Origin of the sequence: Cronobacter muytjensii ATCC 51329, assembly GCF_001277195.1 — a bacterium.
Taxonomy (GTDB): domain Bacteria; phylum Pseudomonadota; class Gammaproteobacteria; order Enterobacterales; family Enterobacteriaceae; genus Cronobacter; species Cronobacter muytjensii.
Genome location: NZ_CP012268.1, coordinates 2,928,690 through 2,942,137, shown reverse-complemented (window position 1 = coordinate 2,942,137; position 13,448 = coordinate 2,928,690). Strand labels below are relative to the sequence as shown.

The 13,448-nt window shown below is 56.2% G+C and carries 12 protein-coding genes; 4 read left to right on the top strand and 8 right to left on the bottom strand.

From position 1 onward, the window contains the following. Window positions 1-47 precede the first annotated feature (47 nt). A complete protein-coding gene (locus tag AFK63_RS13610; protein ID WP_007720350.1) occupies window positions 48-539 on the top strand; it encodes a YajQ family cyclic di-GMP-binding protein in 492 nt (163 codons plus the stop codon). 71 nt (window positions 540-610) lie between these two features. On the opposite strand, the gene AFK63_RS13605 is transcribed toward AFK63_RS13610, so the two are convergent. The 6 genes from AFK63_RS13605 to cyoA form a co-directional block, all read right to left on the bottom strand. Then, the gene (locus AFK63_RS13605; protein ID WP_038864351.1) at window positions 611-1,975 is read right to left on the bottom strand and encodes an MFS transporter; all 1,365 of its coding nucleotides are present in this window, start codon (window positions 1,973-1,975) and stop codon (window positions 611-613) included. Window positions 1,976-2,146: 171 nt separating this feature from the next. Beyond that, the gene (gene cyoE / locus AFK63_RS13600) at window positions 2,147-3,034 is read right to left on the bottom strand and encodes a heme o synthase (protein ID WP_038864350.1); all 888 of its coding nucleotides are present in this window, start codon (window positions 3,032-3,034) and stop codon (window positions 2,147-2,149) included. An 11-nt stretch (window positions 3,035-3,045) separates the two neighbouring features. Beyond that, complete coding sequence (locus AFK63_RS13595) at window positions 3,046-3,375, bottom strand: cytochrome o ubiquinol oxidase subunit IV (RefSeq protein WP_004387740.1); 330 nt, start codon at window positions 3,373-3,375, stop codon at window positions 3,046-3,048. Then, window positions 3,375-3,992: a cytochrome o ubiquinol oxidase subunit III gene (locus tag AFK63_RS13590; RefSeq protein ID WP_038864348.1), complete on the bottom strand. Its 618-nt coding sequence runs from the start codon at window positions 3,990-3,992 to the stop codon at window positions 3,375-3,377. Before AFK63_RS13590 ends, AFK63_RS13595 begins: the two co-directional genes overlap by 1 nt. Then, window positions 3,982-5,973: a cytochrome o ubiquinol oxidase subunit I gene (cyoB, locus tag AFK63_RS13585; protein WP_038864347.1), complete on the bottom strand. Its 1,992-nt coding sequence runs from the start codon at window positions 5,971-5,973 to the stop codon at window positions 3,982-3,984. The genes AFK63_RS13590 and cyoB overlap by 11 nt, the downstream gene beginning before the upstream one ends. Before the next feature lie 19 nt (window positions 5,974-5,992). After that, window positions 5,993-6,940 (bottom strand): cytochrome o ubiquinol oxidase subunit II, encoded by a 948-nt coding sequence (gene cyoA / locus AFK63_RS13580; protein ID WP_038864346.1) that lies wholly within the window; start codon window positions 6,938-6,940, stop codon window positions 5,993-5,995. A 520-nt stretch (window positions 6,941-7,460) separates the two neighbouring features. On the opposite strand from cyoA, the gene AFK63_RS13575 reads away from it, so the two are divergent. Beyond that, a complete protein-coding gene (locus tag AFK63_RS13575; RefSeq protein ID WP_038864343.1) occupies window positions 7,461-9,161 on the top strand; it encodes a molecular chaperone HscC in 1,701 nt (566 codons plus the stop codon). Beyond that, window positions 9,161-10,501 (top strand): J domain-containing protein, encoded by a 1,341-nt coding sequence (locus AFK63_RS13570; RefSeq protein WP_038864342.1) that lies wholly within the window; start codon window positions 9,161-9,163, stop codon window positions 10,499-10,501. Before AFK63_RS13575 ends, AFK63_RS13570 begins: the two co-directional genes overlap by 1 nt. Here the strand turns inward: AFK63_RS13570 and ampG are convergent. Both ampG and AFK63_RS13560 read right to left on the bottom strand, forming a co-directional pair. Beyond that, entirely contained in the window at window positions 10,490-11,974 is a 1,485-nt protein-coding gene (gene ampG / locus AFK63_RS13565; RefSeq protein WP_038864341.1) for a muropeptide MFS transporter AmpG, read from the bottom strand. The genes AFK63_RS13570 and ampG overlap by 12 nt on opposite strands. A gap of 54 nt (window positions 11,975-12,028) precedes the next feature. Next, window positions 12,029-12,607: a lipoprotein gene (locus AFK63_RS13560; protein ID WP_004387734.1), complete on the bottom strand. Its 579-nt coding sequence runs from the start codon at window positions 12,605-12,607 to the stop codon at window positions 12,029-12,031. A 299-nt stretch (window positions 12,608-12,906) separates the two neighbouring features. Between AFK63_RS13560 and bolA the strand changes: the two genes are divergently transcribed. After that, window positions 12,907-13,224 (top strand): transcriptional regulator BolA, encoded by a 318-nt coding sequence (gene bolA / locus AFK63_RS13555; protein WP_004387733.1) that lies wholly within the window; start codon window positions 12,907-12,909, stop codon window positions 13,222-13,224. Window positions 13,225-13,448: the final 224 nt, after the last annotated feature.

The following is a 13,448-nucleotide window of genomic DNA, read 5'->3' as shown; positions in this document are numbered from 1 at the left end:
CTTTGCGGGTATTATGCAACGCACATACTGAGAGGGAGATAGAAAACATGCCATCTTTTGACATTGTCTCTGAAGTCGAAATGCGGGAAGTGCAGAACGCGGTTGAGAACGCCACGCGTGAACTTGAAACCCGTTTCGACTTCCGCAACGTGACCGCAAGCTTTGAGCTGAACGAAAAAAACCAGACCATTAAAGTGACGAGCGAATCAGATTTCCAGGTCAATCAGCTGCTGGATATCCTGCGCGCGAAGCTGCTAAAACGCGGCATCGAAGGCAGCTCCATCGACGTGCCGGAAGAGTTTGAGCACAGCGGGAAAACCTGGAGCGTGGAAGCGAAGCTCAAGCAGGGCATCGACACCGCGATGGCGAAGAAAATCGTTAAGCTGATTAAAGACAGTAAGCTCAAAGTCCAGGCACAAATCCAGGGCGAGCAGGTTCGCGTAACCGGTAAAGCCCGCGACGATCTCCAGCAGGCGATCGCGCTGGTGCGCGGCGGCAACCTCGGCCAACCGTTCCAGTTCAATAACTTCCGCGACTAAGCGAGCGGAAGGGCAAAAATCAAAAGGGCGGAATATCCGCCCTTTTTTGTGTCTGATTGTCGCGGCTACGGTTAAGCGTGGCGGATCTGCTGTTCTATCTCGACGCGGTTTGTCACTTTGGTGTCGATTTTCAGATACGCGCTGCGTTCATCAGGCACTACCACCGCCTCGCTGACGCCCGCAGTCTCACGCAAACGCTGCGCGAGCGTTTCATCTGCCGACACTCCAGGCGGAATTTCCACGCGAATACTGCTGACATACGGCGGCTCTTTCATCGTGGTGCTGACCAGCAGCCAGACGGTCGCCAGCAGCGCGCCGACCAGAAAGACCGTCTGGGAATCGAACAGGCCATCGACCCAGCCGCCCAGCGAGCCGCCGATGGCCACACCCAGAAACTGGCTGGTGGAGTATACGCCCATGGCGGTGCCTTTATAGCCCGCCGGCGACTCTTTGCTGATAAGCGACGGCAGCATCGCCTCCATCAGATTAAACGCGATGAAAAATAGCTGTACGCCGACGATAAGCTCCCAGAAGTGCGGACCTGCGCCCCACAGCACGATTTCGGCGATAAGCAACAGCGCCACGCAGAGGAGAAACACGCGCTTCATTTTGCGCTTCGCTTCGGCATAAATAATGAACGGCACCACCGAGACGAACGAAATCAGCATGGTGCACAGATAAACTTTCCAGTGCGCCGCCGCCGGGTAACCTGCGGCTTCCAGCTGGCCGGGCAGGGCGACAAAGGTCGACATCAGGAGAATATGCAGGCACATAATGCCGAAGTTAAGTTTCAGCAGCGTCGGCTCGGCCAGCACTTTGCGAAAACAGCCTTTGACCATGCCTGAGTCACGGTTCAGCACATGGCTGTCGCTGTCGGGCACGACCCAGAGCGTGATGAGAATGCCCGCGGTCGCGAGCACCGCGATCATCCAGAACAGCGCATGCAGGCCGAGCGCGTGGGTAATTATCGGGCCAAGCACCATCGCGATGGCGAACGTCACGCCGAAGCTGACGCCGATAAAGGCCATCGCCTTGGTACGGTTCTGTTCGCGGGTGAGATCGGAGAGCAGCGCCATAACGGCGGCGGCGATAGCGCCGGAGCCTTGCAGCGCGCGCCCGAGAATAATGCCCCAGATGGAGTCGGTCAGCGCGGCGACCAGGCTGCCGATAACGAAAATCGCGAGACCGCCGACAATCAGCGGTTTACGACCAATACGGTCAGAAAGCAGGCCAAACGGCACCTGGAAAATCGCCTGCGCGAGGCCGTAAATACCAATCGCGAGGCCAATCAGCGCTTCGCTGGCGCCCTGTAACGCCATTCCGTAAGTAGTAATGACCGGCAGTACCATAAACATACCGAGCATGCGCAAAGAAAAAACCGTCCCTAAACCCCATGTCGCGCGCAACTCGACTGGTGTCATTTTGTTATCGTTCATTACCACCTCAGATAAAAAGCAGGCCTTAGTGTAGTGCGAGGGCAGGGGAGGGTAAATGCCGGGTTATTTAGAAAATATTTCAAGGGTTAACTATTCATGCTGTCAATGAATATCGGCCCGGATGAGCGCAATAAAAAAGGGTGCCGTAGCACCCTTTTTCGTGTCGGTGACTTACCAGACGTAAGTCAGCAGACTCTGTGAATCCGGCACCATAAAGTCCACGGACATCATCACGCTCAGCGAGGTGATAGCGACAATCGAGAACACAAACAGTTTGCGTGCCCAGACTTTATCGTTTTCAGCCTTGTAGCCGCGCAGGGCCATGCCAAGCCACCAGACGCTGACCGCTGCCGCCACCACCAGGTATTTATACCCGGCATAACCGCCCAGCGAGAGCATCAGGGTCGCCACGGCGAAGGCGATGATGTAAAGGGTAATGTGGTTTTTGGCCACAGAAATCCCTTTAACCACCGGCAGCACCGGAATGTTAGCGGCCTGATAATCCTTAAAGCGGAAAATCGCAATCGCGTAGGAGTGAGGCATCTGCCACAGGCTGAAAATCGCAAGCAGGATCAACGCGCCGGTATCGAACTCGTTAGTCACCGCGCAGTAGCCGATAACCGGCGGCGCAGCGCCGGACAGCGAGCCTATCAGCGTGCCATAGACCGAGTGGCGTTTCATGTAGAGGCTATATACCCCGACATACACCACAAAGCCCATGACCGCCAGCCACATCGCCAGCGGGTTCGCACCGAACCAGAGCAGCATAAAGCCAGCAATACCCAACAAGGTGGCGTACACCAGCGACATTTTCGGTGAAATCAGTCCCTTCACCAGCACACGGTTTTTGGTGCGCTCCATTTTGCGGTCAATATCACGGTCGATGTAGTTGTTAAACACACAACCGGACGCCACGACCAGCGACACCCCCACGAGGGTGAAAAGGAACAGGGGATAGTCGATGCTGCCTTTGGAAGCCAGCAGGAATCCCCCGATAACCGATATCAGGTTGCCGAAAATGATGCCTGGTTTCGTTACTTGCAGGTATTGCTTAATCATACTCGCCGCTCTTAGTGAACCATCATGTTGTAATTCAGGTTCCACATAATCCAGATAGAGCCTACCACTACTATCGCGATAATCAGCAACGTAAAGACAAAGGCTACCAGGTTCCAGCGCTCCTCAGAGGAAGCGTTCATGTGCAGGAAGCACACCAGGTGAACCAGAATCTGTACGACTGCGGTTGCCACTACCACACCCAGCAGGGTGCCGTGAGACGCGGAACCATTCATGACCATCCAGAACGGGATTACTGTCAGAATAACCGACAGGATAAACCCGATCAGGTACGTCTTGACGCCACCGTGATGAGCGCCGTTGTGATCGGTTGAATGACTCATTACATCGCCCCCATCAGATAGACTACAGAGAACACGCAGATCCACACCACGTCCAGGAAGTGCCAGAACATGCTCAGGCACATCAGGCGCGCGCGGTTATTGTGGGTCAGACCGCGGCGGGAGACGTGAATCATCATCACAACCATCCAGATAAGGCCAGAGGTCACGTGGAGACCGTGGGTGCCGACCAGCGCGAAGAAGGCGGACAGGAAGCCGCTTCTGTCTGGGCCGAAGCCTTCTGCGATCAGATGATGGAATTCATAGATTTCCATCGCCACGAACCCTGCGCCAAACAGGAAGGTCAGGGCGAGCCAGGACATCACCTGGCTCTGTTTGTTGTTGTTCATGGCGATCATCGCCATGCCATACGTGATGGAGGAGAACAACAGCAGGAAAGTTTCAACCAGCACAAACGGCAGTTCGAAAATGTCTTTCCCGGTCGGGCCCCCCGCCGTGCCGTTCACAAGAACGGCATAGGTGGCAAACAGACATGCAAACAGAATGCAGTCGCTCATCAGGTAGATCCAGAAGCCGAACACTTTGTTCGCTCCTGCATCGTGGTGCCCATGCTCATGGCTGCCATGGGCAAGTTCGTGATTAATGCTCTCAGTTGACATTTTTCAGCCCTGCTTTGGTGATTTCTTCGAAGTGCTGGTTTTCCAGTTTCTCAACGGTGGCTACCGGTACATAGTAATCCACGTCTTCATCGAAGCTCTTCGCAATCCAGGTAATAACGATACCCGCGAAGCCCACGATAGCCAGCCACCAGATGTGCCAGATCATCGCGAAGCCAAAGATGGTGCTGAACGCGCCGATGAAAATACCCGCTGCGCTGTTGCGCGGCATATGAATTTCTTCATAGTGCGCCGGCTGCTTGTAAGCTTCACCTTTGTCTTTCATTTCCCAGAACGCATCGCGCTCGTGGATTTCCGGTACTACCGCGAAGTTGTAGAACGGCGGCGGAGAAGAAGTCGCCCACTCCAGCGTACGGCCGCCCCACGGGTCGCCAGTCAGGTCGCGGTTCAGATGACGGTCGCGAACACTCACGTAGATCTGCAGGATGATGCACAGGATACCGCAGGCAATCAGCAGCGCGCCGATTTCAGCGACAATCATCAGCGGCTGGAACATCGGGTCGATGTTCTGGCTAACGCGACGCGTCATACCCATGAAGCCCATGGCGTACAGCGGCATAAAGGTCACGAAGAAGCCGATGATCCAGAACCAGAAGGCGCGGATGCCCCAGGTCTCGTTCATCTTGTAGCCGAAGGCTTTCGGCCACCAGTAGCTCATACCGGCGAAGCAACCGAAGACCACACCACCGATGATTACGTTATGGAAGTGCGCAATCAGGAACAGGCTGTTGTGCAGTACGAAGTCTGCGCCCGGCACCGCCAGCAGTACGCCAGTCATACCACCGATAGAGAAGGTGATGATGAAGCCGATAGTCCACAGCATGGAAGAGTGGAACTGAATACGGCCCTGATACATGGTGAACAGCCAGTTGAAGATCTTCACCCCGGTCGGGATGGCGATAATCATCGTGGTGATACCAAAGAAGGCGTTAACGTTCGCGCCACTACCCATGGTGAAGAAGTGGTGCAGCCACACGATGAACGACAGCACGGTAATCGCGATGGTCGCCCAAACGAGGGAGGTGTAACCGAACAGACGTTTCTTCGAGAAGGTGGAGGTGATTTCAGAGAACACACCAAACACCGGCAGAACCAGGATGTACACTTCCGGATGGCCCCAGGCCCAGATCAGGTTCACGTACATCATCATGTTGCCGCCCATATCATTGGTAAAGAAATGGGTGCCCAGATAGCGGTCCAGGGTTAGCAACGCAATAGTGACGGTCAGGATCGGGAACGAGACGATAATCAGGACGTTAGTACACAGCGACGCCCAGGTGAATACCGGCATTTTGAACATGGTCATGCCCGGCGCACGCATCTTCAGGATGGTCACGAAGAAGTTGATACCGGTCAATGTCGTACCAATACCGGAGAGCTGGAGACTCCAGATCCAGTAGTCCACCCCAACGCCCGGACTGTACTCAATACCCGAGAGCGGCGGATAGGCCACCCAGCCGGTCTGAGCAAATTCGCCCACGCCCAGAGAGACGTTCACAAGGATTACCCCGACAACCGTGAACCAGAAGCTCAGGTTGTTCAGGAACGGATATGCCACGTCGCGCGCGCCGATCTGCAGCGGAACCACCAGGTTCATCAGACCGATAACGAACGGCATCGCCACGAAGAAGATCATGATAACGCCGTGGGCGGTAAAGATCTGGTCGTAGTGATGCGGCGGCAGGAACCCGGCTTCGCCGGAGGCCGCCAGCAATTGCTGGGTACGCATCATGATGGCGTCCGCGAAGCCGCGAACCAGCATCACGATAGCCACGAGGATATACATAATCCCCAGACGTTTGTGGTCCACAGAGGTGAGCCACTCGTTCCACAGATAAGACCACTTACCGAAGTAAGTGATAGCTGCAACTAGCGCCAGACCCCCGACGATAATGGCAGCCACCGTAACCATGATAATCGGCTCATGGTACGGGATTGCATCCAGTGTAAGTTTTCCGAACATCGTATTATTCCTCGGCCCCTTAGTGAGAGGTTTCCGCGTGATTCATGTCCATGCCTTCCATGCCTTCGTGGGCGTTGTGCTCCCCTTCAGACTGAGTCACGTCCATGCTCTTCCCAGGTCCCATGAATTTGTTAATCACGTCTTTAAACAAATTCGGTTTTACGCTGGAGAAGTATTCGACTTTGTTGTATTCGCTCGGGGCCGCCAGCTTGTCATAGGTCGCCATATCGTTAATGGTTTTGCCAGACTGCTTCGCTTTGGCCACCCACTGGTTGAAGGTCTCGTTATCCGGCGTGGCGATTGCCTTGAACTTCATGCCGGAGAAACCTGCACCACTGTAGTTAGCAGAAATACCGTCGTAGGTGCCGGCTTCGTTCGCAATCAGGTGCAGTTTGGTCTGCATACCTGCCATTGCGTAGATCTGGCTACCCAGGCGCGGAATAAAGAAGGAGTTCATCACCGAGTTGGAGGTGATTTTGAATTCCACAGGCGTGTTCGCCGGGAACGCGATTTCATTGACCGTCGCGATGCCCTGCTCCGGATAAATGAAGAACCACTTCCAGTCCATTGCGATAACTTCGATGGTCACCGGCTTCGCATCGTGCGCCAGCGGACGGCTGGGTTCGAGCGAGTGCGTGGTTTTCCATGTCAGTACTGCAAGGAAAATGATGATAAGGATAGGGATGGTCCAGACAACAGCTTCAACTTTGTTGGAGTGTGACCAGTTGGGGCTGTATTTTGCGTCCTTATTGGTTGCCCGATATTTCCAGGCGAAGCCAATAGCCATCACGATGGCTGGAATCACGACAATCAACATCAGCCCGAGGGCGGTCAGTATCAGTGAACGTTGCTCCAGTCCAATCTGTCCTTTGGGGTTGAGAAGCGCAGCATCGCAGCCACTGAGTAAAACAGTGCCTGCGAATAATGACAGCAGTCCCAAACTTTTATTGTATTTCCTGAGTCTCATTTAACGACCTCAATTCAGGGGGATCTGGTGGCGGTTAAAGTGTGCCGGGCATTTTACGGGAAGGTTACATTACTGTAAACACGAATGGCGCAGTGTCTGTGGGGTGTAACCGGGTTCTGTCGCTACCGTCACAGCCAATGCAACAAAATGTAAAATGTAAGCCATGACAGCCACATGGCAAGGGTTATAACAAAATCCTATGTAAAGTAAGGTCAAGACGGGAATTGAGTATATAGGGGTGGAAATAACATACAATAAATTAACAAGGCGGTTTCAAATGAGAAACAATAACGGCGGGAAAATAATTTTTCACGGTGCTGAATCGTTAAAAATAATGTCGCACAGAATGATAAACGAAATTATTTAAAGTCTCTGCTACCAAATTTCGATAAATATATCTAAGCAAATCAAATGCTATTTTATTGACCAGTAAATTGGAACGCTTTCCTGGTTGTGCTTTTTTTCTGGCGATAAAAGCAACAATAAAACAACAATCATTCAGGGTAAAGGATTGATACGCATGGAAACAGTAACGCCTCTGATAGGCATCGATTTAGGCACGTCTAACAGCGCGGTGGCCTGGTTTACCGGGGGGCAGTCGACGCTGATTGCCGATGGTGACAAGCGCGTGCTGACGCCTTCTGTCGTCGGCCTGGACGATGACGGACATCTGATTGTCGGCGCTGCGGCGAAAGCCCGCCTGGTCAGTCATCCGACGCTCACGCACGCGAGCTTCAAACGCTACATGGGCACCGACAAAGTGTTTACCCTCGGCGAGCATCGCTTTCGCGCGGAAGAGCTTTCGGCGCTGGTGCTGCGCAAGCTGAAAACCGACGCTGAAGTGGCGCTCGGGTCGACCATCACACGCGCGGTCATTACCGTCCCGGCCTGGTTTAACGATATTCAGCGCAAAGCGGTGAAAACCGCCGGGCACCTGGCGGGGCTTGACGTCGAGCGTCTGGTCAATGAACCGACAGCGGCCTCGCTTGCCTATGGTCTTGCCGATAACCGTGAGCAAAAGTTCCTTGTTTTTGACCTCGGCGGCGGCACGTTTGACGTCTCTATCGTCGATATGTTTGAAGGCGTGATCGAAGTACGCGCCAGTAGCGGCGACGCGCGCCTCGGCGGCGATGACTTTACCGATGTTATTCGCCAGTGGATGCTGTCGCGTTACCCTGACTACCAGCCGGCGGACGCATTCGAAGAGGCGCAACTGACGGCGCAGGCCGAAGGCCTGAAACACCAGCTCACGCAGCAGGCGCTGGCGACAGCCACGCTCCACGCTGGCGGGCAGGAGATGACCTGGCGGCTGGATAATGACACGCTCACCGATATCTGCCAGCCGCTGCTGGCGCGGCTGAAACAGCCCGTTATCCAGGCGCTGCGCGACGCCCGTTTTGATATCGGCGATCTGGACGATGTTATCCTGGTGGGCGGCGCCACGCGCATGCCGGTGGTGCGCCAGCTGGCGGCGCGCATGTTTGGCCGCTTCCCGCGCGCTGAGCTCAACCCGGATGAAGTGGTGGCGCTGGGCGCGGGCATCCAGGCGGGGCTTGCAAGCCTCGACGCGGCGCTCGACGACGTTGTACTTACGGATGTAATGCCCTATTCGCTCGGCATCGAAACGGCGCGCCGTCACGGCGAACGCTTCGAGAGCGGCTACTTTCTGCCGATTATCGAGCGCAACAGCTTTGTGCCGGTCAGCATGTTCCGCTCCATCGCGACCGTTTATGACAACCAGCGCCAGCTCGAAATCGCCGTATTTCAGGGCGAGGCGCGCCGGGTGGCCGAGAATATTCTGCTCGACAAATTTACGCTCGATATCCCACCGCGCCCGGCGGACGAAGTGACCGTGGATGTACGTTTCACTTATACCCTTGATGGCATTCTGGAAGTGGAATGTAAAATCGACGGTCAGGAGGACGTGGCGTCGCTGGTGATTGAACGCGCGCCTGGCAGCCTCAGCCCGGAGGAGATCCAGCAGCGCCTGGCGCAGCTCAATGCGTTGAAAATCCATCCGCGCGACCGCACGGAGAACCGGCAACTGCTGGCGCAGGCGAGCCTGCGTTATGAACAGACGCTCGGCGAGCGGCGTCATCTTATCGATCACTACAGCGCGCAGTTTGAGCAGGCGCTGGAAAGCCAGGATCTGCGCGCGATCGCCGACGCGCGTCAGTCGCTGGCGCAGATCCTCGCCCAGTTTGACGACGGGTTACGCTAATGGATGCCTGGAGCCTTCTCGGCCTTGAGCCGACCAAAGACAAAAGCGCGTTGCGCCGCGCCTGGGCGAAAGTGGTCAAGCAGCATCGTCCGGATCAGGACCCGCAAATGTATCAGCGGCTGCGCGAAGCCTACGAGGCGGCGCAACGCTACCAGGAAGAAGAAGACCTGGACGATGCAACCGACGGCGACGAGGCGCAATCGCCTGTCGTTATCACAGACGGTGATATCCCTGCCTGGCTGCAAACGGAAACGACTCCGCAGCCGGATGTCATGTCGCAGCCCGGCTGGGATGCGCAGCAGCTTCGCGAGAAAGCGCAGTGGCTGTCGCCTTTTATCGTCGCCGATGAGATGGCTGGCTGCCAGCTGCTGGAAACTTACCTGGTAACCGAGCTGCCGGATGCGCTGGCGGCGCGCCGCTACTTCAGCGAGCAACTGGCCGGAGCGCTGGCGGATGAACAGTGGCTCACGCGAGGCCAGCTGGAGCATGTCGGCAGGGTAATGGGGTGGGAGCTTGAGAGCTACCGCAGCACAGCGCTGTCCGACTGGCTGGTGGAGGCGCTCGACGCGCGCGTCACCACCACGGAAGAAGATTACCGGATGATCGTGGAGCGCGGGCAGCATCAGGCGAACTGGCTCTGGCGAGCCCGCTGGCGACTGATGACCGAGCCGCAGGCGCCGCTGCCGTGGTGGGGGCGACTGTGGCCTGGATTTCTTGACGAGGCCCGGCAGCAGGTCCAGACGATGTGCGGCGAACAGCCCGGTTTATGGCAGCGTATTAACCCGGTGATGATGGAACTGCTCTATACGCCAGGCCGGGCGCTGTCGATGCATCTCTTCATAAGCCTGCTCTTTTGGGGCGGCGTGCTGGGTTTTCTGGCGGTCGATCCTCAGGTAAGGGCGGTGGATGTGGGGATTGTGAGTGCGATTGTAGGGGCTTATCTGTTCGGTATCCCGGCGCTCTGGAACCGCTATCCTGAGGGGAGCCGACAACGGATCGGCGTCCGTATTGGGTATGTGCTGTTATCAGTCACGCTGCTGGCGGCCCCGGTGGGGCTTTTTGCGCACTATGCCGTGGCGTTCTATCAGAAAAGCCACGAAATCACGCCGGTGCTTTATATGGTCGTGATTATCGTGGGAGTGCTGGTGGTGTGTCTGAGACCGCGGGCGCGGCAGTGGTGGCGCTGGCCCATTGATATCATCTCCGGGCCGATCGGGTTTCCTGTTCAGTTGCTTTGTCAGCTGCCGTGGGTGATTAACCTGTTTTTAATTCCTTTCGGCACGAAGTTGTACAGCGTGTTTATCCGCCTTTTTATTGAGGCGATAAGATCAGGGTTCTGAACGCACCGCGACGCGACGTAGCGCCAGGTAATCGAGCAAACAGCCCAGCACGATCCCCCCCAGCGCCAGTAACGCGCCGGCTTCAAGCAGCATCCCATCAAAGGTTAACGCGCTCAGGCCGAGCGCGTTGCTGATAATCACCAAAAGCCAGGCGCCGAGCAGCGCGCAACCGATCAGCAGCAGACGCAGCGCGAAACGATAACCCGCCGGGAACGCCTGGCGGCGCAAAAACGCGCCGGTTTCACGGGTATACTCCAGTGTGCCCCGGCACAACTGCAACAGCAGAATACCCGGCACCGCCGCGACTACCGAGAAGAGATAAAAGCTCGGCCAGCCGTAAGCTTCCACAAACCAGCCCGCCACCGGGCCCACATAGACGCGCCCGACAGCCGACAGCGCGGAGAGCAGGGCAAACTGGGTGGCGGAAAACGACTTATTACACAGCGTCATCAGCAGCGCCACAAACGCCGCGGTGCCCATGCCGCCGCACAGGTTTTCAAAGAAAACTGCGGCCGCCATGGTCAGCAGATCTTTATCGCTCACTGACAGCAGCCAGTAACCGGCGTTCGACGCCGCCTGTAAAATGCCGAAGATCAGCAGCGCGCGGAACAGCGACAGCCGCTGCATTAATACCCCGCCGTAGAGCGCGCCGATAATCGTCGCGAGCAGCCCCAGCGTTTTATTCACCATGCCGACCTGAGCGGCGTCAAAGCCGACGCCGCGAATAAGAAAGGTGGTGGTCAGGCTCATGGCGAACGCGTCGCCAAGCTTATAAAGGACAATCAGCAACAGGATAAGCCAGGCGTTGTTACGCCCGAAGAAATCGCGCAGCGGCGCAACGACGGCCTGCTCCAGAGTGCGCGGGGCCGGGATGGCGTCGTCAGGCTCCGGCGCAAACCAGGTGGCGATAAGGCAGGGGATGAGAAGCGCTGCCATCAGCCAGTAAGTGGCCTGCCAGCCGAGCCAGCGGTCTGCGAGCCACAGCGCCAGTCCGCCTGAGACCAGCATCGCCAGCCGATAGCCAAGCACGCTAATCGCCGCGCCCGAGCCGCGTTCGTCAGCGGGCAGCACGTCGGTTTTCCAGGCGTCGAACACGATATCCTGCGAGGCTGAACAGAACGCGATAAGCACCGCCAGCGCCGCCATCCAGCGCAGATGCGTCGAGGGCTCTAAAAAGCCCATCCCGGCGATAGCTACCAGCAGTAACAGTTGCGTGATAAATAGCCAGCCGCGACGCCTGCCGAGCAGCGGCGGCGTATAGCGGTCCATGACCGGCGACCAGAGAAATTTAAAGACGTAAGCCTGACCGACAAGCGAGAAAAAACCGATGGTTTTGAGGTCGATATTCTCAACCGTCATCCAGGCCTGAAGTGTGCCGGAGGTGAGCGCCAGCGGCAGGCCGGAGGCGAAGCCGAGGATCAGTAAAATGGCGGATTTCGGCTGCTGAAAAAGGCGTAAATAATGACTGTGCATGGGCGGCCGTAAAAAAAGCGGCCCGGCGAACCGGGCCTTTAAAAACAAGGATGATTAACGCGCGTTCTGTTTGATGAACTCGTGGATGCTGGTGTCCTGCGCCATATCGGCGATAGTGTCGCTCAGCACGGAGTTAACCGCGTCGGCGATATTTTTGTTGCTCGCCTGGAAAGCGCCTTCCACAGAATAACTGGCGCGGTAGTTTTTGGTCATCTTATTGCCCGTTTTCGCGGTCGCAATGATAGAGATGTCCGCTTTAGTGGCGATGTTGTAGCGCACGTTGCCCTGCGAGACGTCAGCATAGAGCTGGTTAACGATAATCTGCAAATCTACCGCGCCGCTTGGGCCAATCATGTAGCCGCGGGAGGTCATCTGTTTCTCCAGCACTTCCTGAAGCAGGAAACGCAGATCGCGCGAGGCGGTCAGCGTCACCAGCTGGTTGTCGCGGGTCACTTTCGCCAGCGCCTGATCCTGACGCTGATCCGCGCCGTTAATGCTGACGGTCACGCCCATCAGGCTCGGGTCCTGCTGCGGCAGGGTGATTTTAGGGGAGACTTCAATCGTCGTCGGCGGGGTCGCGCAACCTGCCAGCATAAAAAGGGCAACGAGCGGGAAGAGTACTTTTTTTAACATGTTCAGGCTCTCAACGGTCCATGGGCAATGAAGAAGAAAATTCCCGCCATCATAGCATCGCCATGCGCGAGGGGAAGAGGCCAGTCGACTGAAAATAACGCAATGTCTTTTTTATGACCGCCGTCTGGCCTGGCGTCGTCTGAAATTGCGGTTATAAGCGCGCTGACCGGCGCTGAGCGTGCCATAAAGCGCAGCGGCGGCAAAAGTTAAAATTGTGTTGTTTTTTGACAATGGAAACGGTAAAAGCGGCTAACCTTTAAAGTGATGGCTGCCATCGCAGCGTTGTCGAGGAGAGTCTTATGATGATACGCGAGCAGATTGAAGAAAAACTGAAGGCAGCCTTTGAGCCTGTCTTTCTGGATGTAGTGGATGAAAGCTATCGTCATAACGTACCGGCGGGCTCTGAAAGTCATTTCAAAGTCGTGCTGGTCAGCGATCGCTTCGTCGGCGAGCGTTTCCTCAATCGCCACCGGCTCATTTACGGCATTCTTAGCGAAGAACTGGCCTCGACGGTGCATGCTCTGGCGCTGCACACCTATACCCTGAAAGAGTGGGAAGGGCTTCAGGATACGGTGCTGCCTTCTCCGGCTTGTCGGGGGGCCGGCACCCTGGCCTGATGAATCACAGTTGCAACGGCGGGAGCTTTTCCAGTATGTTGCGCCAGCGGTAATAAAACGAAACGGCCTGCGTGGCCGTTTTTGTTTTGCCTGAATTTTGCACGCTATGTGCACTTTTCAGTCATAAATTTGCCGGGAAGTGTGAAAAGTGCCGCAATGCCTCGGCTGGCTTTTCTCGACTCCCCAAGGGGATGCCGCTATAATGCTGCGTCTTATTTTTCGGA

Coding starts and splice junctions, on each gene's coding strand:
- AFK63_RS13610 (WP_007720350.1), top strand. CDS start 48: ATGCCATCTTTTGACATTGTCTCTGAAGTCGAAATGCGGGAAGTGCAG.
- AFK63_RS13605 (WP_038864351.1), bottom strand. CDS start 1,975: ATGAACGATAACAAAATGACACCAGTCGAGTTGCGCGCGACATGGGGT.
- cyoE (WP_038864350.1), bottom strand. CDS start 3,034: ATGATTAAGCAATACCTGCAAGTAACGAAACCAGGCATCATTTTCGGC.
- AFK63_RS13595 (WP_004387740.1), bottom strand. CDS start 3,375: ATGAGTCATTCAACCGATCACAACGGCGCTCATCACGGTGGCGTCAAG.
- AFK63_RS13590 (WP_038864348.1), bottom strand. CDS start 3,992: ATGTCAACTGAGAGCATTAATCACGAACTTGCCCATGGCAGCCATGAG.
- cyoB (WP_038864347.1), bottom strand. CDS start 5,973: ATGTTCGGAAAACTTACACTGGATGCAATCCCGTACCATGAGCCGATT.
- cyoA (WP_038864346.1), bottom strand. CDS start 6,940: ATGAGACTCAGGAAATACAATAAAAGTTTGGGACTGCTGTCATTATTC.
- AFK63_RS13575 (WP_038864343.1), top strand. CDS start 7,461: ATGGAAACAGTAACGCCTCTGATAGGCATCGATTTAGGCACGTCTAAC.
- AFK63_RS13570 (WP_038864342.1), top strand. CDS start 9,161: ATGGATGCCTGGAGCCTTCTCGGCCTTGAGCCGACCAAAGACAAAAGC.
- ampG (WP_038864341.1), bottom strand. CDS start 11,974: ATGCACAGTCATTATTTACGCCTTTTTCAGCAGCCGAAATCCGCCATT.
- AFK63_RS13560 (WP_004387734.1), bottom strand. CDS start 12,607: ATGTTAAAAAAAGTACTCTTCCCGCTCGTTGCCCTTTTTATGCTGGCA.
- bolA (WP_004387733.1), top strand. CDS start 12,907: ATGATGATACGCGAGCAGATTGAAGAAAAACTGAAGGCAGCCTTTGAG.